The organism is Lewinellaceae bacterium (assembly GCA_020636105.1).
GTDB lineage: Bacteria > Bacteroidota > Bacteroidia > Chitinophagales > Saprospiraceae > BCD1.
Map to the genome: position 1 here is coordinate 899,676 of JACJYL010000002.1, position 24,666 is coordinate 924,341.

16 protein-coding genes are annotated in these 24,666 nt (G+C 44.9%); 4 read left to right on the plus strand and 12 right to left on the minus strand.

What is annotated here, in order from left to right; all coding sequences use genetic code 11:
- Nucleotides 1-22: 22 nt before the first annotated feature.
- Nucleotides 23-769 (plus strand): 3'-5' exonuclease, encoded by a 747-nt coding sequence (locus tag H6571_20715; protein MCB9326175.1) that lies wholly within the window; start codon nucleotides 23-25, stop codon nucleotides 767-769.
- 564 nt (nucleotides 770-1,333) lie between these two features.
- Nucleotides 1,334-1,951 (plus strand): class I SAM-dependent methyltransferase, encoded by a 618-nt coding sequence (locus tag H6571_20720; protein MCB9326176.1) that lies wholly within the window; start codon nucleotides 1,334-1,336, stop codon nucleotides 1,949-1,951.
- 602 nt (nucleotides 1,952-2,553) lie between these two features.
- On the opposite strand, the gene H6571_20725 is transcribed toward H6571_20720, so the two are convergent.
- The 7 genes from H6571_20725 to H6571_20755 form a co-directional block, all read right to left on the minus strand.
- A complete protein-coding gene (locus H6571_20725; GenBank protein MCB9326177.1) occupies nucleotides 2,554-4,098 on the minus strand; it encodes a hypothetical protein in 1,545 nt (514 codons plus the stop codon).
- A gap of 458 nt (nucleotides 4,099-4,556) precedes the next feature.
- Nucleotides 4,557-6,317, minus strand: coding sequence for a DUF1566 domain-containing protein (locus H6571_20730; GenBank protein ID MCB9326178.1), 1,761 nt, complete (start codon nucleotides 6,315-6,317; stop codon nucleotides 4,557-4,559).
- A 27-nt stretch (nucleotides 6,318-6,344) separates the two neighbouring features.
- On the minus strand, nucleotides 6,345-6,854 hold the full coding sequence (locus H6571_20735) for a hypothetical protein (protein MCB9326179.1): 510 nt from the start codon (nucleotides 6,852-6,854) through the stop codon (nucleotides 6,345-6,347).
- A 414-nt stretch (nucleotides 6,855-7,268) separates the two neighbouring features.
- The gene (locus H6571_20740; GenBank protein ID MCB9326180.1) at nucleotides 7,269-8,564 is read right to left on the minus strand and encodes a hypothetical protein; all 1,296 of its coding nucleotides are present in this window, start codon (nucleotides 8,562-8,564) and stop codon (nucleotides 7,269-7,271) included.
- A 592-nt stretch (nucleotides 8,565-9,156) separates the two neighbouring features.
- On the minus strand, nucleotides 9,157-10,110 hold the full coding sequence (locus H6571_20745; protein ID MCB9326181.1) for a fasciclin domain-containing protein: 954 nt from the start codon (nucleotides 10,108-10,110) through the stop codon (nucleotides 9,157-9,159).
- 329 nt (nucleotides 10,111-10,439) lie between these two features.
- A complete protein-coding gene (locus H6571_20750; protein MCB9326182.1) occupies nucleotides 10,440-11,363 on the minus strand; it encodes a pyrroloquinoline quinone biosynthesis protein PqqB in 924 nt (307 codons plus the stop codon).
- A gap of 96 nt (nucleotides 11,364-11,459) precedes the next feature.
- Nucleotides 11,460-12,569 (minus strand): DUF1015 domain-containing protein, encoded by a 1,110-nt coding sequence (locus H6571_20755; protein MCB9326183.1) that lies wholly within the window; start codon nucleotides 12,567-12,569, stop codon nucleotides 11,460-11,462.
- A 517-nt stretch (nucleotides 12,570-13,086) separates the two neighbouring features.
- Here H6571_20755 and metG point away from each other — a divergent pair.
- Nucleotides 13,087-15,207, plus strand: coding sequence for a methionine--tRNA ligase (gene metG / locus H6571_20760; protein MCB9326184.1), 2,121 nt, complete (start codon nucleotides 13,087-13,089; stop codon nucleotides 15,205-15,207).
- Nucleotides 15,208-15,391: 184 nt separating this feature from the next.
- Nucleotides 15,392-16,372, plus strand: coding sequence for an acyl-ACP desaturase (locus H6571_20765; GenBank protein MCB9326185.1), 981 nt, complete (start codon nucleotides 15,392-15,394; stop codon nucleotides 16,370-16,372).
- Nucleotides 16,373-16,627: 255 nt separating this feature from the next.
- Here the strand turns inward: H6571_20765 and H6571_20770 are convergent, their stop codons facing one another.
- The 5 genes from H6571_20770 to H6571_20790 form a co-directional block, all read right to left on the minus strand.
- Nucleotides 16,628-16,900 carry an acylphosphatase gene (locus tag H6571_20770; protein MCB9326186.1) on the minus strand — a complete coding sequence of 91 codons (273 nt, stop codon included), beginning with the start codon at nucleotides 16,898-16,900 and terminating at the stop codon, nucleotides 16,628-16,630.
- Nucleotides 16,901-17,015: 115 nt separating this feature from the next.
- Nucleotides 17,016-17,315, minus strand: coding sequence for a type II toxin-antitoxin system RelE/ParE family toxin (locus H6571_20775; GenBank protein MCB9326187.1), 300 nt, complete (start codon nucleotides 17,313-17,315; stop codon nucleotides 17,016-17,018).
- Nucleotides 17,312-17,575: a hypothetical protein gene (locus H6571_20780; GenBank protein MCB9326188.1), complete on the minus strand. Its 264-nt coding sequence runs from the start codon at nucleotides 17,573-17,575 to the stop codon at nucleotides 17,312-17,314. The genes H6571_20775 and H6571_20780 overlap by 4 nt, the downstream gene beginning before the upstream one ends.
- Before the next feature lie 83 nt (nucleotides 17,576-17,658).
- The gene (locus H6571_20785) at nucleotides 17,659-20,811 is read right to left on the minus strand and encodes a DUF4981 domain-containing protein (GenBank protein ID MCB9326189.1); all 3,153 of its coding nucleotides are present in this window, start codon (nucleotides 20,809-20,811) and stop codon (nucleotides 17,659-17,661) included.
- A gap of 213 nt (nucleotides 20,812-21,024) precedes the next feature.
- Nucleotides 21,025-23,562 carry a TonB-dependent receptor gene (locus H6571_20790; protein ID MCB9326190.1) on the minus strand — a complete coding sequence of 846 codons (2,538 nt, stop codon included), beginning with the start codon at nucleotides 23,560-23,562 and terminating at the stop codon, nucleotides 21,025-21,027.
- Nucleotides 23,563-24,666: the final 1,104 nt, after the last annotated feature.

Here is a 24,666-nt window from a genome sequence, read left to right on the forward strand (position 1 = left end):
TATTTTTCCAAAAAATAAACAGATGACAAACATAGGCAGCATTCTCTTTCTGGATGTAGAAACTGTATCAGGGAAGGCCACTCATGCGGAGTTGGATGAAACTTTTAAAGGATTGTGGAAACTCAAAGCCCGCAGCGTTTTGCGCAAATATGACGAAGAAGTCACCGATGAAGAAGCCGCCGATGCCTACAATGAGAGGGCCGGCATCTTTGCCGAATTCGGAAAAATCATCTGCATCTCGGTAGGGCTCGTTTACCGCGACAAGGACAATAAAAAACTGGCCGTTCGCCTCAAATCTTTTGCCGATGACGACGAAAGCAAAGTGTTGAAAGATTTTTGTGAATTGCTCAACCAGCATTACAACAACCCCATGAAACACAACCTCTGCGGCCACAACATCCGCGAATTCGACATCCCCTACATTTGCCGGCGCCTGCTCATCAATCAACTGCCCTTGCCCGCCATGATGGATATTGCCGGCAAAAAACCGTGGGAAACCAAACACCTGATCGACACCCTTGAATTCTGGAAATTTGGGGATTATAAAAATTATACATCCCTGAAATTACTGGCTGCCGTTTTCGGCTTCCCTTCTCCAAAGGACGATATCGACGGCAGTGAAGTGGGCCGCGTGTATTGGGAAGAAAAAGACCTGAAACGAATCGCCACCTATTGTGAAAAAGATGTGCTGGCTACGGTGCAACTTTATTTGAGGTATAACTTGATGCCGCTGCTGGAGGAGGAGAATATTTTGTTTGTTGAAGGCTAGTTGCTGGTTACTGGTTTTCCAGGTAACATTTTCACACGGAGCCAACCAACTTTCAAAAACGAGCAAGAAAACTGTTTTAAAATAATGCTCTACCCTGTCTTTTTTATTTCAGGCAGATTGCGCAGATAGAATGAAATGACATACCGACATTTCATGTGCGGCACAGGTTTCCGTGTCTCTGGCCGGAAATTTCACCTATATTTTTTTAGGCCTCCTTTTATTTCTGCGCTGTTCTCCTGATTCTGCGAGAGATAACTATGAATAATAAATATAAAGTTATGCGAATCAAGGGTTGAACCCACTTTCGGGGTTCTAGCGATATTTTTTTTAATTTCTACGGGTTACACCCGCAGTTATCAATATTTTATCCTTTCAGGATAGCTAAAATGTCTGAAAGACATTAATTTTAATAACCCAGGGCGAAGCTATGGGGTTGTCAAATAATGAAATCAACCCCGAAAGTGGGTTGAATATGTTGATTCAGAAATCAAAATATTCAACCCTTGATTCGCATAAGTTAAAAAAATAACCAGTAACGAGAAACTTAAAACTAGAAACCAGAAAATGAACATTTCCGAATTAAACCACGAACTACAAAACATCGACATCTACCTGCTCGACCAGATCATGAAGGGTCGTTACCTGCCCGGAGAAAAAATCCTCGATGCCGGCTGTGGCGGCGGGCGCAACCTGTTTTGGTTATTGAAAAACGGTTATGATGTGTACGGCGTAGATGCCAAAGGAGAGGCGCTGGCCTCCCTGGTACAAACTGCTAACTCCCTGGATATTTCCATAGATGCCAACAAACTCAAAGTCGGCGACCTGATATCCCTGGAATTTGATTCCGAAACCTTTGATCATATCATCTGCAGTGCGGTCCTTCATTTTGCGAAGAGCCATACAGCCTTCCGGCAAATGTTTGCAGAAATGATCCGCGTCTTAAAACCCGGCGGCACCCTCTTTATCCGCATGACTTCCGACATTGGTATCGAAAACCGGGTGCAGGAAATAGAAAACGGCGTGTACAACATTCCCGACGGTTCCATCCGGTACCTGCTCACCAGGGAAATGCTGGCAGCGATCATGACATTCCACCCCTTGTCTTTTGTGGAGCCTTTCAAAACGGTCAATGTGAATGATGAAAGGTGTATGAGTACGCTGGTGGTGCGGAAAGGGGTATAAACTCGGAGACTGTTCACTGGATTTCATGAGGAGACATCTTCGCGCAGGGCTTGAGAGAAAGCAAAAGGTGTCATCTCAATGCGGATTCCGGGTTCATTTCCCGCCGAGACGACACCTTTTGCTGCCCACTTTGCGCCGCACAAAGATGTCACCTCTGGCAAAGCAGTCGAAGTGGCTGGAAATGAAAAAACGGTGGATTGGTAGATCACTTTTGAACACTAACTAAATTCAGGCTTCACTGGGTATACAAAAGTCAGCAATAAAAAAGCATAAAACTCGAAAAAGCTCCCCCGGATCAACCGGAAGAGCTTTTTTACGACTATTTTATTTCGATCTATATGGCTTGATACACTTCCTGAAATACCGGCAAATCATAATATAAAGCCATAGCAAAAACAAAATTACTATGTGATTTTTGCTCCATTCGGCAGAGCGAAAACAAAATTCGCTCTGCTCTCTTTTGTCGCAAAAATTCGACCGCTTTAGTTCGACTGCGTCTCATGAATCTCCTTCGTCGATTTCGCGGTAATAAAATAGTTAAACCTGTCCCGACGAATCGTCGGGATAGATAAACCTGCCTGATTGCCACGGCAGGCAGGTAGTTAAAAAGCCCTGACTGCTCGAACACGACCGAAGTCGTTGTTCTTATTGCCGCTGCCCTGACTGCCATTGGGGAAGTACTGTACCCAAGCGTAGAAGCCGCCGTCCTCCGTAGAACTCCAGTAGTAGTTGCTATCAAAACCACCAAGCGCATTTTGGTGTAGATTAACATACATTAAATTCAGCTCATTCTTTGAGGGCAAAAACCAATCATCATATACTATTCCCCCTACCGTTACCGAATAATCAGCACAGATCCGGGCGGCGTCACCGGCAGAGCTGCAAGCCCCATTTACGATTAAAGTCGTATTTGACTGACCTGTACCCACTGCTGTACTCGTGCCTCCTATTAGCGTTCCATTACAACCCCATGGCCTCGTAAAATCTCCATTATAAGACTGATCAACCGGCGCTGCCACCAGACCATGCTGCCCACTCCCATCTAAATAAAATATGATACCTCCCGCATAAGAATCTCCTATAGCTAAAGGACATGGGCCCCACGTAGGTACCCCATCGCAGAAGGTTAGCGTCTGGCCCTGGCTGCCCGGTGCTACACTTACCCAACTACTTCCGTTCCAATAGTTCATCTCTCCGGCTTGTGTTCCATCTGGGAATGTTCCTTGTGGGCCTGTCGCGCCGTCTGCACCATCGGTTCCTGCCGGACCTTGTGGGCCTGTCGCGCCTTGTGGGCCTATTGGTCCGGCAGGTCCTTGGGGTCCTGTGGCACCTATTGGTCCGGCAGGTCCTGTGGCGCCTTGTGGGCCTATTGGCCCGGCAGGTCCTGTGGCGCCTGTGGCACCTATTGGTCCTGTGGCGCCTGTGGCACCTATTGGTCCGGCAGGTCCTGTGGCGCCTGTGGCACCTATTGGTCCTGTGGCGCCTTGTGGGCCTATTGGCCCGGCAGGTCCTGTAGCACCTGTAGCACCTATTGGTCCGGCAGGTCCTGTGGCGCCTTGTGGGCCGGGTACGCCCTGTGGTCCCTGTGGTCCCTGTGGTCCGGTATCAGGTTCTACCCAGGCATAATTACCCAGGCCATTCGTCGATAATACCTGGCCATTAGAGCCTCCTGCTGGCAATTCGATCTCGTTGGTCGGATCAAGGTCGTTATCTGCCAGGAGATGCGCGGCAAAGGCAGCGGTTGAGGCATTCAAATATCCTTTGGTCACAGCATCCTGCATATCCACAGGATCCGCGAGGTTTTTGATATTGTTCCCGCTCATCTGAAGATCACCGCCTGGCAGTAAGCGCATGCGCTCATGGTTGTTGGTTCTGAAAACCAATGCTTTGGCATCGGTGGTACCCAGGAACTGGTATTTGTCCAGAACACCATCATTGCCATTGGTTTTCCAATAAGGGCCTGCTGCTTTTTCAGTGCCATTACCGCCAGTCAACTCCCCTGCCGTGCCGGCGTGGAAAGCGTAGGGTACGGATAACAGGCGCGTTGTCGCTATCGAGATGTATTCATCATCTGTTTCCAGCGCCATATCCATCCACACTTCATGGCTACCCCAGGATATTTCAGTAAAATCCCCCAAGCCGGCCATGCCTTCGCCGATGATCACATTAAATAACCCCAACTGGCTGGTCACCACTTCATGGATTTCACTGTACATCGTTTTGCCCACAGGGCCATCTGCCAACAGGCTGATCTTTAAATGGATCACCTCGTTAGCTAATACCTTGCCGTTTACATCCCGGGCCACTGCCTGGTAATTCATGCCTTGGGGCACGCTTTGGGCCACAAGGCCCAGCGTGATGCCTAAAAACAGTACGATTAATAAAAGTCCTTTTTTCATTGTTTTTAATTTTTGTTTACGATTATTTTTTTTCGATCTATATGGCTTGATACACTTCCTTGAATACCGGTAAGTCATAATATAAGGCCATATTTCAAAATAAAATACTACGTGATTTTTGCTTCATTTGGCAAACCTAAAATGCGTTTTGCTTTGCACTCATTTGTCGCAAAAATTCGACCGCTTCGCGGTAAATAGTTAAATAGTTAAAAAGCCCTGACTGCCCGAACACGAGTGGCGCTGTCCTTAAGGATGTTGCCCTGACTGCCACTGGCGAAGCTCTGTAACCACGCGTTGCCGTAGTTGCCGCCCTCCGTAGAACTCCAGTAGTAGCCGCCAGCAAAACCACCAAGCGCATTCAAATGAAGATTTACATACATCATATCCAACTCATCCTTGGAAGGTAAATACCAATCTGTAAATCCCCCGTCACTTAGTCCTGCACACTGCTCAGCTGCAGAAGCATTTCCTGTCCCCATTCTATAAATTATCTTTTTAGTATTTTGTGCACCTCCATAGATTCCAGCCGCATAAGCATAAGTATCGCTATATGAGGTTGCCCATTGATAATATCCCGGTTCATCCGCAGCCTTTGCCACCAGGCCATGGCAGCCACTTCCGTCCAGGTAAAAAATAATCCCTCCTGCATAGGTATCCCCTATGGCTAAATTGCAGGTACTACTCCCCGATCCATTATCTACCCAGCTGTAGGTTCCGTTGCCATCCGTAGAAAGCACCTGTCCGTTGGTGCCGCCGGAAGGCAGCGTGGTGCCATCGGCTCCCGGAGGGCCTGGTGCACCATCATTTCCTGCCGGGCCTTGGGGACCTGTCGCTCCGGTAGCCCCAGTAGCTCCGGTTGCGCCTTGGGGGCCTGGTGCACCATCAGCACCATCAGTTCCTGCCGGGCCTTGGGGACCTGTCGCTCCGGTAGCCCCAGTAGCTCCGGTTGCGCCTTGGGGGCCTGATGCACCATCAGCACCATCAGTTCCTGCCGGGCCTTGGGGACCTGTCGCTCCGGTGGCCCCAGTAGCTCCCGTTGCGCCTTGGGGGCCTATTGGCCCGGCAGGTCCTGTAGCACCTATTGGTCCGGCAGGTCCTGTGGCGCCTTGTGGGCCGGGTACGCCCTGTGGTCCCTGTGGTCCCTGTGGTCCCTGTGGTCCCTGTGGTCCGGTATCAGGTTCTACCCAGGCATAATTACCCAGGCCATTCGTCGATAATACCTGGCCATTAGAGCCTCCTGCTGGCAATTCGATTTCGTTGGTCGGATCAAGGTCGTTATCTGCCAGGAGATGCGCGGCAAAGGCAGCGGTTGAGGCATTCAAATATCCTTTGGTCACAGCATCCTGCATATCCACAGGATCCGCGAGGTTTTTGATATTGTTCCCGCTCATCTGAAGATCACCGCCTGGCAGTAAGCGCATGCGCTCCTGGTTGTTGGTTCTGAAAACCAATGCTTTGGCATCGGTGGTACCCAGGAACTGGTATTTGTCCAGAACACCATCATTGCCATTGGTTTTCCAATAAGGGCCTGCTGCTTTTTCAGTGCCATTACCGCCAGTCAACTCCCCTGCCGTGCCGGCGTGGAAAGCGTAGGGTACGGATAACAGGCGCGTTGTCGCTATCGAGATGTATTCATCATCTGTTTCCAGCGCCATATCCATCCACACTTCATGGCTACCCCAGGATATTTCAGTAAAATCCCCCAAGCCGGCCATACCTTCACCGATGATCACATTAAATAACCCCAGCTGGCTGGTCACCACTTCATGGATCTCACTGTACATCGTTTTTCCGGATGGACCATCCGCCAACAGGCTGATCTTTAATTGGATCGCCTCGTTGGACAATACCTTTCCGTTTACATCCCGCGCTACTGCCTGGTAGTTCATGCCTTGTGGCACGCTTTGGGCCAAAAGGCCCAGCGTGATGCCTAAAAACAGTACGATTAATAAAAGTCCTTTTTTCATTTTTTTGTATTTTTTGTTTAAAGTGATTTAGTCAATTTTACTTATTTTATACGAGCGCAGCAGTAGCCCTTTGGCATCCCGCAGCGTAACACTGTAAATTCCGGAGGCGTAACCGCCCAGGTCCCATTCCAGCTGTGCTAAAGAAAGATCCACAGTAGCTCTTTGCAGACGCTGGCCCCGGGCATCCCACAAGGCTAGTTCGCCTTCGCCTTCCCATTCCGAATGGATGCGGATCGAAAGACTCGAAGACACAGGATTCGGCGCAAGGGTCATTTCAAGGTCTTTACCTCCTTGTTTTACAGGTGATTCCAGGATGGTTTCCACCCTTAACATCGGTTGGTGAAATCCTTCGGTAAGCAAACCGTTCGGTGTTTCAAGGCTGCTTACCGATAGTTCGCCCAGTGTCCAGTCCAGCGTCATCGCTGCTCCTTTCGCTGTACTGCCGCCAGCGGCGGCCATCACCGTTGGACTTTGTTCTTGGGCACTGGCTATCGTTACCAGTCCCATGCCTATTAGGCAGAGGAATACTTTTCTCATGCTTATGAGTTTTGTAGTTGATAAATATTTTAAAAAATAAAAAAGTCAGAACGGAACTCAGGCGCCTGACAAACCTGTTAAACCATTGCTGGTTTATGCTTTTAGTACAGCGTTGTTTGTCTCTTTTGGCAATGCTTTTTTATAGCCACCAAACAGTGAGAGAAAAAATAAAAATATAAAAGAGAAGAATACCTGGTTTTATCACAGGCAGGCTTTAGTAGTTTTCAACTTTTGATTTTACGCGGGTTTTTAAGAAAGGTTGCACGAAAGTAAAAAAAAAATTCGGTTCCGAGCAACGAGACGACACCTTTTTCCTGCCGCACTTTGCCCCGCGCTAAGAGGTCACCTCGAAAAACCAGTAACCAGCATCAAGTAACCAGCAACCAACAATTTTTTTATTGGAATTTATGCTGTCTAATTGAAAATTATTACAGAAATATAGCCATAATCATTGGAATTCCAGTCTGCATAATCGGAGGAACTGCCAACCATTCCGACGGTATAGGTCCCCGGGCTCAATCCGCTCAGGATATCATTAACGTTAACAATCTGTCGGGTGTATTGTGCACACCTTATGCCCCAAATTCCAGCACCACTTAATTGTAAACTACCTAATGCAGGCGCTGTCATTTGGTACCCGACATAAATTTTCAAATCCTCTGCACCTCCTACGGCCGCAGAACCAAGGCCTTTATTCGCCACCAACATTATTTTTTGGCCAGCAGTTATCGTCACGCTAACCGTTGGCCCAATAAATGCATAGGAGGCAGTGACAGCATTTCCCTCCATACTACTTCTGGCAAAGGAAACAATTCCTGTGGCTCCGGTGGCTCCTGTGGCTCCTGTTAAACCCTGTGGACCCTGCGGGCCTTGTGGGCCTTGCGGACCTTGCGGACCCTGTGAACCTTGCGGACCTTGTGGTCCTTCAGGTCCTGAATCAGGTTCCACCCAACTGTATACGCCCAACCCATTGGTCGACAATACCTGGCCATCTGTTCCTCCTGCGGGCAATTCGATCTCATTGGTTGGATCCAGGTCATCATCTGCTTCAACATGAGCATCAACATAACTTTTCGTCACTGCATCCTGCAGATCCACCGGATCCTTCAGATTTTTGATATTGTTTTTGCTCATCCATAAATCTCCTCCGGGCAACAAGCGCATCCGCTCCTGGTTATTTGTTTTGAAAACCAGGGCTCTGGCATCTGTCGTGCCCAGGAACTGGTATTGGTCAAAAACACCATCATTACCGTTGGTCTTCCAATACGGGCCCGCGGCTTTTTCCGTTCCATTGCCTCCCAGCAAGGCTCCTGCCGTGCCGGCATGGAAAGCATACGGAACGGATAACAGTCGCGTCGTCGCTATCGAAGTATAATCCTCCCCTGTTTTCAGGGCAATATCCATCCACACTTCACTGCTGCCCCAGGAAATTTCCGCAAAATCACCTAAGCCGGCCATGCCTTCGCCGATGATTACCGTAAATAACCCCAACTGGCTGGTCACCACTTCATGTATCTCACTGTACATCGTTTTTCCGGATGGACCATCCGCCAACAGGCTGATCTTTAAATGTATCGCCTCGTTGGACAATACCTTTCCGTTTACATCCCGCGCTACCGCCTGGTAATTCATGCCTTGTGGCACGCTTTGGGCCACCAGATTTATGGTCCAGGTAATAAATAAGACAATAATTAGTATTCCTTTTTTCATGGTTAAAAGATTTTAAAGGTGCAATTGTTGATTTTACTTATTTTTTCACGATCGTAATCGTAGTGTTATAACTTTTGAAGTTAAACCATAAACAGGGGCATCGGAGAAGATCTTTTTAATCCTCAGTGAATTAAAATATCCTTATCGGGGCATGAACGGTACTGAAGACAACCTGTTTTGATGATAATCATCCCCTAAAAAAACGAACAAAATTTCTATCCCCACCGAAAAGAGGTTTTTGTGAACGTTAATAAAAAAGCAATAAGTTTAAATGAAAAAAAAATTGAAGAACAGAATAAATAAAATAACCTTCTGTTAATTTTAATTACCCCCAACCAAAACACTGATATTTTACGAAAAAGACAAAAAAAGGTTTCAACAAAATTAAAAAATTACTATAATATTTTTTCAAAAATTCAACAATAAAAAAACTCCGATAGGCAGGTTTGTTTTAATATCGGATTGGCAGGATTAAAGTGGATGAAATGGTAAAATTATTGCGCATAAAAAAATCCCGAATCTTACCTGACGGAAAATTCGGGATTCACTACTTATTATGAAAAACCTATTTCTAGTTAATTTGTCTTCTTTGTTATGGCAAAAGAATAGCATCAATAACATGTACCACGCCATTCGCACCCTGTACATCGGTAAAGGTAATACCTACAGTTTGGTTACTTGTGGTTTTAATTTTTGGGCCATCAGTAAGGTCAATTGTAAATGTACCCCCTAAGGCAGTCACTTCCTGCTGATTCGTCAAATCTTTAGATTGTACGTTAGCGCCACTTACAACATGGTAGTTCAATACAGCTTCTAAAGTAGTCACCGGAATATCATCCAGACCATTCCAATCCGGGTTAGAGTCCAGTAATGCCTGGAATGCCTCGTTGGTTGGTGCAAATACGGTAAACGGACCATTACCTGACAAAATGGATACATAATCCGTAGTCAGATCACTTCTCGTCAGTGCCGCTACAAGGGTTGAAAACGCAGGATTATTTAAAGCAAGGTTTACTACTGACGGTGGCAACATAACTTCATTGATAATATGTACTGTACCATTGGTGGTTGCAACATCAACTGTTGCAGGTGTTGCTGAACCGTTGAATTTTACGCCACCGGTAACATCAACCTGCAAAACAACCTGCTCGTCATTGGGTCCTGCGGCCAATGTCGTTACATAGGAATCAGTGAGGTCTGTAGATTTCACATCAGCTGCGATAACATGAAATTTCAAGATGTTTGCCAGGGTTGCATTATCAATATCACTCAGTGAATTCCAGGCAGGATTTGAATCCAATAAAGCCTGAAACGCGGCATTGGTTGGTGCAAATACCGTAAAGGGGCCATCACCTTGCAAAGTTTCCACTAAGCCCGCCTGCACAACAGCATCAACTAACATGCTCAGATCATCAGTCGCCATAGCTGTTTCTACGATGTCTTTTGGTTCAGGAGTTGGAGTTGGATCATCAGTATCATCACATGAGGTGAATGTAAACAAGCTGAGTATTAAAAGTCCGGAAAATAAAAATTTTAAATTCTGCATTTCTTAAAAGGTTTTTTATGTTTAATAAAGATGAAAGTAAAACGCAGTAGTTTTTGTTTTGTTTAATTTTTTTAAAAATTACTTAAACAAAACATTCGTTCCGGTTGTTTCATGTACACGTACATGAACTTTTTTCTAATTTTTTTTTCTTTTTTTAATTTTTAGGAAAAATAAAACAGGATTACTGGTTTAATACACTTCAAACTACCAAAATCAGGTAAGCAACTTAGAAATAAGCAAGCATAAAAAAGCAATATTCCCATTTTGTAAATTGGGAAACGCTGCAAGATCTATATCAATATATTGATTGAAGAACAGTCCGATCTGACTCAATTGAGATCAACCACCATAAAATCCTCCGCAACCTTAAATCCTTTTTCAAGAACCCTTTCTTTCTCCCGAGTATTCCTCATAACCGGGTTGGTATGATTGAAATGAATAAAATGGACTTTGGCGCGTTCCGTTTCAGAAAGGACTTCAAAACGCGCCATGCTTTCTTCCATAAACGGATGCGGGATCTCGCTCATATCGCGGCCGGGGATTTCGCCGTTTTGGTAAAAAGTAGCATCGAGAAAGGCCAGGTCGACCTTTTTGATTTCTTCTACAATATCATTGTGCCAGACGTCCCATTTATTGATGTCGGGAATGAACAATACCCTTTTGCCGGGGCCTTCTATGGTATAACCCACCGTCTCCGAAAATTCATCCCGGTGCGGGACAAGGAAAGGGGTTACCTTGAAGTTTTTATTCAAAACAATGGTGGAATCCGCTTTTAGTGGTTGCAGGCTGATATTACTCAATTCCACCAGCTGGCTCCAGGGGCCATTGTGGGTAAGGAAGTCTGTCATTTTGGGCATAGCATAAACGGGTACGGCATTGGCTCCCATCACTTCTCTTCCCAGGTGCATCAACCCCGTGTAGTGGCCGATATGGGCGTGGGTCAGGAATATGCCGGCGAGTTCTTCCCCGTTTTGGAGCAGCTCCTGCATCTGGAATTTAAAATCCGGCGTGGCATCGAACACCCAGGCCTTTCCCGATCCTTTATCTACAATGCCCAGGCAACTGGTGTAACGGACGGCTTCCTTACCTTGCCAATAGGCTTTACAACATTCTTTTTCACATCCTGCCTGGGGGTAGCCGGCATCCTGGGCGGTGCCTAAAACGACTAAATAGTATTCGGGCAGTTGCTTATCCAATACCGTTTCTTCCTTTTCCTGAGGTACTCTTCCACAATGAAAAAACGTCATTACCATCAATAAAAAAAACGGCCATATTTTTATTGAATCAAATATGAAGTTGAAGTTTGATCTTTTAAATTTTAAATTTATCATTTTAAATTTCACATTTCCTCAATATTCCTTGACGATCAGGCCGTTTCTCATCCTTGGCTCGAACCAGGTAGATTTTGGAGGCAGCACCTTATCTTCATCAGCTATATGCATCAATTCTTCCAGGGTGAGCGGGTAAAGGCAAAAGCCCACCGAATGTTCATCCCGGTTCACCCGCTTGGTGATCGACCGGATGCCGCGAGGCCCTTCGATGTATTCGATGCGTTCATCCGTGCGAACGTCTTTCATTTCCAGGATATCCGTTAGCACCTTTTCATTCAGCAGCATGGTATCCAGGATTACGCCTTGCTTTTCATATTCCTCCAGCACATGAGGTCTCCAGCGCAACCGAAACCATTCCTGTCGCAGGTACATCGTCAGTTCGTGCTTTTCGGAAGGCTTGGCCTCCTGCTTCATGGGTTCGATATCAAACACTTTTGAGATCAAAGCCATAAAAGTGGCCATACTGATGTTTTCGAGGCTGTGAATCACCCGGTTGTAATCGTACACCTCCAGTTCACTCACCGGGAAAAAAGAACACAGAATCTTGTTGTGGGGAGTAAGCCTTGAATGATGTTGCGCCCGTTGGTGGAGTAAAGTGGTGGCCGAAATCCTGTGATGACCATCGGCGACATAGGAGTTGGGGATTTTCTCCAGGAAAAGATCCTGCAAAAAAGAAATATCCTGTGGTTCCCTGATCGCCCAATAACAATGGGTCTCTTTGGCATCTTCAAAGTGGATTTCAAATTCGGGGGATTTATCGGTAATATAAGTTTTCAACCACTGATCCAGGGTTTCGACATTTTTATAAATGAGCAATACTGGCTTTACTGCTGCATTCCTGCGCAGCAAAAGCTGCACCTGCATCTGCTCTTTGGAGGCAATGGTTTCTTCGTGTTTTTTGATCTTTCCCTCCAGGTAATCATCCACTTCCACGCAACAGGTCAGCCCGATAAAAGGATGGCGTTCCGTTTCGATCTGGTAAACATACATAGCGGAAGGTTTTTTGTCCTCGAAAAAACCACTTTGCACGTACTCGGGGTACTGCTCTCTTACCGTGGCAAAAAAAGAATCGGCGGAAGAAATGAAATCCCGATTGGGAAAGATGGCCGAAAAAGGGCGTATTTGCATGGGCAATTATTTTGGTCGAAAGATAGGGCTAAAAAGGTAAAAGACTAAAGATTAAAGGCTAAAGATTGAGAGAGATTGAGAGAGATTGAAGGGCGGGTATTAAAAAAAGAAAAGCGTGGAAGCCAACGGCCCCACACTTTTCGGAAATAAAACTAAACCCCAGTTATATTTTGAGACTACGTTAGTAGCTCTAATATTTTCGTTTTTACAAAAGTAATACCTTTTTTAAGATAATGCAAATCAAATTTTTGCAGAGCATTTTTCGAACTTAAGCGCCTCACGGTTGCTTTGGGTGTATTCTTTTGTTATGATATGTGAAAAAACGGCCCTTTTAGGATATTATTGCCACAAATGGAATTTTTTTGAAAAAAAATGAATTTAATAAGTGTGTATTCACGGCCCGACGCTGAGTCAGGCCGTGAATACGCACCCTTTTGCATGAAATTTATCCAGACTCAACTATAGGAGAGGCATTTTTTAACGTACCTTCGCGGTCGTAAAATTTACACAAAGAAAAATGAGTACAGCAAAAAAATACATGATCACCTCCGCCCTGCCCTATGCCAATGGGGCATTACACCTGGGGCATCTGGCAGGGGCTTACCTCCCTGCAGACATTTACGTGCGCTACCTGCGGCTGTTGGGCAAGGACGTAGTTTGGGTCTGTGGTTCTGATGAACACGGAGCAGCTATCACCATCCGGGCTAAAAAAGAAGGGATTGAACCGAAACAGATTATCGACAAATACCACGAACTCAACAAATCCACTTTTGAAAAACTGGGCATTTCCTTTGATTATTACCACCGTACAAGTTCGGATCTTCATAAAGAAACAGCACAGGAATTTTTCAAAAAACTGTATGATAAAGGAGATGAGTTTGATGAAAAAACAATAGAACAATATTACGACGAATCCTACGATCAGTTTTTGGCCGATCGGTACATCACGGGGACCTGCCCAAAATGCGGACACCCGGAAGCCTATGGCGACCAGTGTGAAAATTGCGGCTCTGACCTCTCCCCCACCGAACTCATTGACCCGATTTCTACCCTCAGTGGTAAAAAACCCGTTCTAAGGCCCACCAAACACTGGTACTTCAAACTCGACAAACACGAAGGCTGGCTCCGGGAATGGATCGACAAAGGTGTGCTCGATGGCAAATTACATCACGATCCCAAGTCCTGGAAAAACCATGTCGTGGGTCAGTGCCGTTCCTGGCTGGATCATGGGCTTCAACCCCGTTCTATTACCCGCGACCTTACCTGGGGAATCCCCGTACCCTTAGAAGGTGCGGAAGGAAAAGTACTGTATGTATGGTTCGATGCCCCCATCGGTTACATCTCCTCTACCCGTCAATGGGCCATTGAAAATGGGAAAAACTGGGAAGATTACTGGAAGGGAGAAGACGTTGAGTTGATTCACTTTATCGGTAAAGACAACATCGTTTTTCACTGCATCGTTTTTCCGTCCATGTTAAAAGCTTACGGGGATTTCGCCCTGCCGAAAAATGTACCGGCCAACCAGTTTCTCAATTTCGAGGGACGCAAATTTTCAAAATCAAAAGGCTGGGGTATTGAACAACACGAATACCTCGAAACCTTTAAGGACTTCCCCAACAAGGAAGATGCGCTGCGGTATGTGCTGTTGCGCAATATGCCTGAAAACCGTGATGCTGATTTCAAATGGGATGATTTCGTCGATTTTTACGATAAGGAACTTGCCGACAAACTGGGCAACTTCATCAACAGGGTGGTATCCCTGACCAACAAATACTACGAAGGTACCGTTCCTGAATCTACCCTTGACCTCAACGTTGCCTATGAGCCTCTGCGCAAATTGGTAAAGGAAATAACAGACAATCTGGATGCTTTTAGTTTTAAGGCGGCTTCGGGAGCTTTTATTGAAATAGCCTCCTATGGCAACATCTTTTTCCAGGAAAACGAACCCTGGAAATTGTGGAAAGAAGACCCGGAAAGCCAGGAGGTTAAAAATGCCATGTTCTTCAGCCTGCAGATCATGGGATTACTGGCAGTCCTGAGCGAACCTTTTATTCCGTTTACCGCTCCACGGATACGGAAATTACTGGGACAGGAAAATCTCAAAAACGGAGATTTAACCACGCTTTTGGAGCAGCTGGCGGCAGGGGAACCTTTCCTTCAAACCGGTCATCAGATCGGCGAACCTGAAATTTTGTTCCCCAAGATCAACGACCGCAAAGACAGCAGTCGCCTTGAGCTGGTGGAAGCCCAGAAAGAAAAGCTGGCAAGGATCCTCGAAGCCGAAAAGGCAGAGGAGCGCGAACCCATCAAACCTGAAACCACTTTTGATACTTTTTCAAAAACGGATCTCCGGACGGGCACGATCATAAAAGCAACCAAGGTACCCAAGGCTGATAAACTGCTGAACCTGACCATCGATCTGGGCAATGAAAAAAGGACCATTCTTTCCGGCATTGCTGAGTTTTACAAACCGGAAGAGATCATCGGTCAGCAAGTCATCGTCGTGGCGAACCTGGCACCAAGAACGATGAAAGGTATTGTGTCAGAAGGCATGATACTCATGGCCGAAAACAAGGAAGGTAAACTCGGGTTTGTGAATGCGGAAAAAGGGTTCGGAAACGGATTCGTAGTGCGGTAGTTTCTGATCTTTTCTTTTAATAAATAATGACCTGCCAAATGGGAAGAAGGCTCTGATGTTTTCTTCCCTTTTTCAATACCCAACCCTTTACGGGGAATTCAAAAATGAAAGTGTTCTTTGGAATCTCTCTTTTATTTCGTCACCTTTGTGTATTCTTCGAATTGACAAAATCTGTTTTATACCTATGAAATTACCTAATATCAGACTGGAAGTGATGAAAACCATTGAGAAATCAATGGGTGAACTGGTGGCCAAATACCTGAAACCTATAGAGGAAAACTGGCAGCCTTCCGACTTGCTTCCCGATGCACAAAATCCCGATTTTTTTGAAGAAGTCAGAGAAATTCAGGAACTCGCCAAAGAAATGGATTACGATCTGTTGGCTGTTTTAATTGGAGATACCATCACGGAAGAAGCCCTTCCTACCTACGAAACCTGGTTGATGGCCCTTGACGGAGTGGATCCTGAAGACCGGGAAAACGGCTGGACCAAATGGATCAGAGCCTGGACGGCGGAAGAAAACCGTCATGGAGACCTGCTCAACAAATACCTTTACCTGAGTGGTCGGGTGAATATGCGGGCCGTGGAAATTTCCACCCAGTATCTGATCAATGACGGATTTGATATTGGCACCAGCCATGATCCTTATAAAAATTTTGTGTACACGAGTTTCCAGGAAAAGGCCACCAATATTTCCCACAGGCGTGTTGCGGCCCTGGCCAAACAATACTCCAATCCGCAATTGGCCAAAATGTGTGGCGTTATTGCTTCAGATGAAGCGCGTCATGCCAATGCCTATATGGATTTTGTAACCCGCATTTTTGAATTTGATCCCAGTGAGATGATGATCGCCTTTGAAGATATGATGCGCAAGAAAATCGTGATGCCGGCTCACTTCCTAAGAGAAACCGGGGGCGCCATCGGGGAATTATTTACCCACTTTTCCGATGCCGCCCAGCGGATTCGGGTCTATACTGCTGAAGACTACGTAGATATTCTCAGCCATTTACTGGAAGTATGGGACATCTCCAACATAAAAGGGCTGAACGAGTCTGCTGAAAAAGCGAGGGATTACCTGATGGCGCTCCCCGCACGTTTACACAGAATATCGGAAAGGTTGAGAATTCCGGAAAAACAATACGAATTTTCCTGGATCGGGGGCTAGTCCACATTTAATCTACAGCATTCAGGGAGCAGTTTCAATGATTTGAAACTGCTCTTTGTTTTTCAGGGTGCTTTTAACGCAAATTAAGTAAAAGAACAATTTCAAACGAATCAAACCGACAGACTCAGCTACGCCGATCTTCAGGCCTCGGTTTTACTGATTACTTCTTATGCCCGGACCTGAAGGACGTGGTAGCTGACTATAATTCAATATTCGTTTAATTTTGTCCAGGTGCTCACCGGAATGCGTTTTTGATCAGCGAATCACCCGAAAAGCTGTGAAATGTTCCAGCGGTCCCTCTGTCACTTGTACTTCTGAAACGCGGGCCAGCATAGGTCCTTTTTTACACCAGGCCACGAATTCATTCAAGAGGTCTTCCGGGCCTTCGGCCTCTGCATAAACGGAGCCATCCGGTTCATTCCGGACAAAGCCTTTTAATCCCAGGCGCAACGCTTCATCACCGGTGGATTTTCGGAACCACACGCCTTGTACTTTTCCTGTTATTTTCAGGTTTAAATGTCCGATCATTGAGTTCTATATTTAATCAATTCCTCAAAGAGATTTAATGAAAATAAATTAACATATTTTTCGACGCTTCACTCCGTCCCTAAGAGGAGTCTTCCCAAAAATATGTCAATTTATTTTAAAGCGTTTCTAAGTTTTGAGGATTCTTCCTGTTATCCCAAAAATGCAATAAGTGAATTGCTTTGGGTTTAACTTTATAGATCAAAGAAAGATTACTCGTAATGACTGCTTTATGAATATTTTTTTTGACAGAAGTTGACGGGTACATTTTAGGGTGTCTTGAAATATGGTCAATAATTTCTTCAGTGCGATCAAGCAATTTTAGTGCTGAACCTTCCCCCCAGCCTTGTTCAATAAAGGACAATATTTCTGCATATTCACTCTTGGCCTCCGGCGACCACATAACTATAAAACTCATGCTTTGTACTTTTCTCTAAACTCCACCATGACATCATCATGAGAGATACCTTTCCCTTCTTCCAGCTGCCGGATAGCCAATTCAATTTTTTCTTTTTGCTCAGAAGTTAAATCATTCCAAAAGTCATCAGCTGATGTTGAACCTGTTTGATTTTTAAGCCCAAATTCCAACATTTTTTTCAACGCATTTAGCAAACCCTCATCAGTCACTTCAAGAATTTGCTGGATTAGAAGTATTTTTTCGGATTGAATATCTTTCATAATTTATTTTATTTATAAAATGAACTTTGAGGCTAAAAAGTTCATTCCATGCAATTTAACAAAAAATTAATTAAACACAAATCCTAAAACACCTGCATCCAAAAGGAATAATGATAATTCTGATATGGCAATTGGTAGGCCTGCATGGGTAATGCGCCCCAACTGTCGTTGCCGCCAACGCCCATTTGTTTCAGATCGACCTGCAGGCAAGTCAGGTCGCGTTCGGTCAATTCTCCAGCATGAGACTGACCCTTTTCATCCCCGTCATCCAGGTCTTCGGGAAGGTAATGCAGAGCCGAAATACTCAGAGGCATTTCCCCGCTGATCATGAGGCCATTTCCCGAACCGGAAGATAATTTCAACCAGCGAACATCTGTTTTATTCCCGGTTTCCTGAGGACGGATGTATGGATGAAACTGGGCGCTGACACTTGACTTGTAAATTCCGATCAGTGCCCCCGTTTTCCGATCCTCATAGGATTCCTGGGGCCCACGGCCATACCATTCCATTACATTCATTGTTTTGGGCAAATTCATTTTCATACCAAACTTCAGGAGCATGGGATAGTTCCCACCCAGCGCATTCAACTCATTTTCCACCTTGATGCGCCCGTCAGGATAAATGCTGTAAATGGTTTTCCATTGAGCATCTTCGTTCAATAAATCGGCTGTGATTTTGATCCTGACAATGGAACTTCCCTGTATTTTTTCTGCCGTGACCTGGGTATTTTGACGCTCCTGCCAGACCGTACGCCAGATTTTTAATTTTTTCTGTAAACCGGCTCCATAATCATTATCTGTGGGAGGTCGCCAAAAATCTGGTTCCGGACCGTCTGAAAGCACAGGAATTCCGCCGTGGTTCCACTTGGTCATTTTTCCGGTTGATTTGTCAAAAATCCATTCCGAACCAGCCGCTTTTACGTTGATCTCTCCCTCCATTTCCACGAGTAAAACCTTGCCGGGGGTGACAACTATGGCCGGAGGCAAAACCTTCGCACTGGCCAATGGCAGTTGTTCAAAAGCAACCTCGAAATCCTTTTCATAAAAATCCTTTTGATCCTTAAAACGATAAGAAAGGTTGAGAAAGGTTTCTTTTCCTGACGGATTCCATTGATAAGGAAGGGCAATTACCTTTTTAGCGGCTGCCTCAACGTCGAGTTCCTGAATGTTTCCACTTTCGGACACCAGACCGTTTTCCAATATTTCCCAATGCAGGTATAAATGACTTAAGTCGCTGAAACTGTAGTAATTTTGTATGCTGATGGTCTTTGACGCCGGATCATCCCAGTTAGTGTAAACGGGCTGATAGACTTTTTTGACTTCCAGCAAATGAGGATTGATACTACGGTCCGGCTGGATCAATCCGTTGCACAGGAAGTTGTTGTCGCTTGGCGTACCTTCCGGCCCAAAATCGCCTCCATAGGCAAAAATAATTTTTCCATCAGGTAATTTTTTGTAAAGCGCCTGATCGACCCAATCCCAAATAAACCCGCCCTGCATCCGTTCATTGGCATAAATATGATCCCAGTATTCCTGGAAATTGCCAACGCTGTTGCCCATGGCATGGGCATATTCACAAAGGATCAGGGGCCGTTCGGGATGGGCATTTACCAGGTGGGTCATTCCCTGAAGATCAGGGTACATGGGTGCCAGGATATCCGTATTCCACTCGATATAGGCATTGGCACCCCAGCCAATCTGTGTACGTTCATACTGAACCGGCCGGGAATCATCCCTGTTTTTGATCCACAGGTAATCCTGGTAAAAATTGTATCCATTCCCGGCCTCGTTGCCCAACGACCAGATGATGATGCTCGGATGATTTTTATCGCGTTCCACCATCCTGCGGGTTCTGGAAAGGTGAGCTTCCGCCCAATCGGGATTGTTGCCCAGGGTGCGGTCGAGCCGGTAACCGGTTCCGTGAGATTCTATATTAGCCTCATCCACCACATAAATCCCGTACTTGTCGCAAAGCTCATACCAGTAAGGGTCATTGGGATAATGGGAAGTTCTCACAGCATTGAGATTGTGGGTCTTCATCAGCTCAATATCTTTTAACATCAAAGCTTTGGAAACCACATGCCCGGTAGAAGGGTCATGTTCATGGCGGTTGGTTCCACGAATAAAAACCACTTTCCCATTGACCAGCAATTGTCCGTTTTTGATCTCGACGGTTCTGAAGCCCACCTTGGTGGAAAGGGTTTCCAGTTGGTTTCCCTCATGATCTTTTAATGTCAGTAACAAAGTATAAAGGTCGGGCGTTTCTGCAGTCCAGTGTTTTACATTTGGTAAGTTCCATGATTTGGCTTTCACAATGGTCGATGGTCCTTCCGGCATGATCGTTTGGACCCCTGATGAAACGAGGTTGCCCGCTGCATCAAATAAGGATCGCTCTATGGTCAGGGGATCTTTAACAGGATCTCCATAATTGACCATTTCACATTCCAGGTCAAGCACCCCGTTTTGGTAGTTGTCATCCAGACCGGCCTTTGCCCAATAATCCCGAATATGTATTTTGGGGGCCGCCCAAAGGTAAACGTCTCTTTCAATGCCACTGATGCGCCAAAAATCCTGCGCTTCCAGGTAACTCCCGTCGCACCATCGGTACACTTCAATCGCCAGAAGATTTTGTCCTGGCTGGAGGTATGCGGTAATATCAAACTCTGCCGGCAGCTTACTCCCCTGGCTATAACCCACTTTTTTTCCGTTGATCCAAAGATAAAAAGCCGATTTCACGGCCCCAAAATGAAGAAAAACCTGGCGTTTGGTCCATGAGCCGGGGATAGAGAAAGTCTTTCGGTAGGAACCTACAGGGTTATATCCATCAGGAATATATGGTGGAGTGGGATTTTTAGGTTGAAATTCGTTGGGTTGATTGACATAAATGGGAATGCCAAATCCATTGACTTCCCAGTTCCCGGGCACAGGGATGGTTCCCCAGGACTGGTCATTAAAATCCGTTTTATAAAAATCTGTAGGGCGATCAGCAGGATCGCTGACCCAATTGAATTTCCAGTTGCCATTGAGCAGCCGGAAGAATTCGGAATCCCCCAGGTTATTGGCGAGTGCCATTTTTTGACTTTCAAAAGGGAACAAAGTCGCATGAGGTGCTTCTTTGTTTATTTCGAAGATTTTTGGGTTTTCCCAGTCATTGATTTGTTGAGCGTTTACGGATTGGGTAACCACCCCAAAAGCGATAAATACAAGTAGTTTAAGATACCATTCGGGTTTTGCCATGACGCTGATTTTTGTCCGACAAAATAACCTTTTTACACCGAGACTCAAAGGCAGCGCGTAAAAAAATGATGCAATATATTTTTTCTGTTCAATCAAGGATCAGAACCCTGATCAAACTGGTTGAACAGGTGAAAACAGCTTTGCAAATTGTAATTTGGTGCATTATATAAATACTAATGCTCCGGAGCAATAGTATTTATACAATGCAGTAAATCAAAAATCCATTTTTAACCTCAGGTTAATCCTTCTGGACGTTAAATAATTTGGAATGGCATACTGCTGTTTAAAGACCGTTTTGATCCAGGTATTGCCTGCCTGGTTTTGCACCTGCAGCAGGTTAAACACTTCAAGGCTGATCCATGAGCTTCGGGTGAATCGCAGGAAATGATTGGGTTTTTTCTTTCTTTTGAACTCATCCCACAAGGCATAGGAAAATCCAATATCAACGCGGTGGTAAGCCGACATTCGGTAAGTATTCCTGAAATAACGATTATTATCCTTTAGCCCAAAAGGCAGCCCGGTACCCAGGTTAAAGTTGAAGTGCACCTTGAAATTTTTGTTGTTCCGCAAATAATCCTGGAAAAACATGGACAAATTGAGGAAGCGGTCCGTAGGGCGGGGCACATCTTTGACAAATGTGGTATCCGGCTGGCCGATATCCCTTTCCATGTGCTGGATGCCGTTGAGACTTTCCCTGGCCCGGAGCAATGAAAGATTGATCCAGGACTCAGCATCAGGAACGAACTCCCCATTCAGTCGAACATCCAATCCCGTAACATAACCAGTGGCGTCATTTTGTCCGGAATATTGGATGCGTACGTTATCGACTTCATAGGAAACGAGGTCCCACAATTTTTTGTAATAAATTTCAGTGATGAGTTTGAATTTTTTAGGATACACCTTGCCCAGGTAAAAATCCAGCGTCATGCCCCCAAGGATATGAGCAGACTTTTGGGCCAACAGACCGGTGTTGACGGTACCGTCAAAACCACGCATTTCCCTATAGAAGGGAGGCTGTACGTAAAGCCCACCTGCCAGGCGGAAAGCCACATCCCGCTGGATGCCCAATGGTTTGTACAGAAGCTGGGCGCGAGGCGAAATCGTCAGTTCACCGTTGATGTCCCGGTAATTGGCTCTCACCCCGGCAGAGGCCTTTATTTCCGCTACACTTTCTTTCCTCCAGCTGAAAGTATTCTGGACGTAAGCGGTGAATTTATTGATCTGGAGATTGTTCCTCGTTTTCAGTACAGACAATAACCGGACATCGTTCGTATCGTATTCCAATGAATAACCTGCTGAATCAAGTCTTTCCCATTCATTGATCCAGTCGTTCATGCTTTCATTTTGATATTTTGCTCCCCATTGGACGAAATTACTCGCTGTAGTTTCCACGTCTTTAGGAAACAATTGTAATTCTACACCTCCTTTGTGTTCCAAATTGTAAATAGTAACATCCAGGGCATTACGGACAAACTCATGCTGGGTGCCCGTACCCAATTCCGCAATGACCTCGCCGAAAGCCTGGCTGCCCAACCCCGTTTCGATCTCACTAAGGCTGTAACGGCCGATGATATCGATTCGCTCATTTTCATAACTCTGGAAAGCTGAGGTGAGAAACTTGAGGTAAAATGGATTATGGTCGCGTTTAGGAAGATAAGTCAATGACAATCCCCCCATGCTGGTGGTAAAATCATCCACTTCCTGCCCGTCGAACACACTGTACAGCTGAAGGGCAAAATTGATCAACCCCAGGGCCGTATTCCGGCTTTGTGGCGTAAACTGGAAAACACTGCGATTGTAGTTTCCCATAAGGCCGATTTGCCAGTTATAATTAAGATCGTAGGTGAGGTAAGCCTGGATATCGGTAAAATTAGGCTGGTATTCTCCGTCAACGTCCAGGGTTCCTAAAAGATAACGCGTTGTTTTGTAACGGGCGCCGGCCAGATATCTGAATCTGCGGTAATTACTGCCCCCAAGTTTTTTGCTGCCTTCCACATGAGCCGACCCACCGAGAAAGCTGACCCCGGCTGAAGCCTTAAGACTATCAGGGCGTTTGTATTTAATATCCAGTACCGAAGACAATTTATCCCCGTACCTCGATTCAAAAGCCCCCGAGGAAAAAGTCAGATCCTTGATAAGGTCGACGTTGGCGAAAGTGAGTCCTTCCTGCTGCCCGGCCCGGATAAGCTGAGGGCGATAAATCTCAAAATCATTGACGTAAACGAGATTTTCATCGTAGTTCCCTCCTCTCACATTGTATTGAGAACTAAGTTCACCACCGGAACCGCTATTGGTTCCCAGGGCAATGTGTGGCAAAACGCTTTCCAGGTTCCCTGTAGTGGTGGGTAATAATTTCAATTGGCTGACATCCTCCCTCACTACCCCTGAATCTTCAATTTTACTTTGCCTGACGACCACCTCGAGCCCCGAATCGGAAAGTGCCAGAATAACATCCACCTGACGGGAACGCTGGGACGGAATGGGTTCAATGATACTGGACACCTCAATATATCCAATTCTAGAAAAAACGAGTTCAAAAGATTCGTTGGCCGGCACCTCAATAGAATAACGCCCGTTTTCAGCTGATTCAGAAACTTTCGAGGTCCCTTTTATATATACGGTCACCAATTCAACAGGTTGCCCTGATGAAGCATCGGTAATGATCCCGGTAACTTTTGCCTTCCCTGACTGTCCATATAGAAAAGAAGAAAAGAACATCAGAAAAAGCAGGGCAATCAGGTATCGTTGCATTATTATTATTTTTTAAGACTTAATACTAGAAAATTTTCTGCAAGAAAGAACAAATTTATCGGATTTGGAAGTCAAATCTTCACGGAAATTGTAAAAACAAAGGCCAATTTAACAGAAAAAGGCCTCAAGGATCGTAAAAACGTTAGGAAATTGCAAAGGAACGGTAAAGTCTTTTTGAAATTCAATTTTATTTTTATATCTTTGCTTTCATTAAGAGGCAAAATAAAAAAACCGGCTCATTTGAACCGGTTTCAAAAAAACTTTGAGAGGCTATCTACATACCAAAATGGATATCCTTTGACATCCCTTTGATTCTTTTATCAGAGGATTATGCTCCTGTTCATATAATTAATATGAACAGGATTTCTTTTTTAGGCTAAGTCTTAGCTGCGTGGCGTTCATCAATCTTTTCTTTCCGCCACCCTTCTTTTTTCAACTTCATCCCTTTCATACCTCAAATATCGGTTTAAATTCAAATGTGTTATAGTACAAATTACGCTTTTACTGTATAAAAAGTACTTAATAAAATAGCCACAAGAACCTAATTTTCAATTATTTATAATTTTTTTAACGTTTATTTTTTAAAAAAAACATAAATACACTTTCAGGAAGATTTAAATAAAGTTGGTTTATTTATTAAAAAAACAGCTGTGGATATCAAAAAAAATGAATAAAAAGAAGGCTAAGGTTAACTTCACTAAGGAACAGTTCAAAAATAAATTGACAATTTTAATCATGTAAATCACTAAAAATCAACACTTTTACATTTTTAATTTATTATTCTAAATTTTACATTTCCCTAAGGTAACCTCTATCTTATGCCCACAGATAAAAAAGCCTTGTTTAGAAATATCTCCCCGAGGAAACCCAGACTTAGGGGCATAAAAAAACCGGCTCATTTGAACCGGTTTCAAAAAAACTTTGAGAGGCTATCTACATACCAAATAGGATATCCTTTGATATCCCTTTGAATTTTTTATGAGATTATGTTGCATCGCTCATGGGAATAGAACATGCATTTGCTTGGTAGAAAGCCCTCGTTTAGGTCTGTTTATGATTTGTTATTAGTGGGCCTTTTGCCCTCATTTTAATTGTTGATACAAA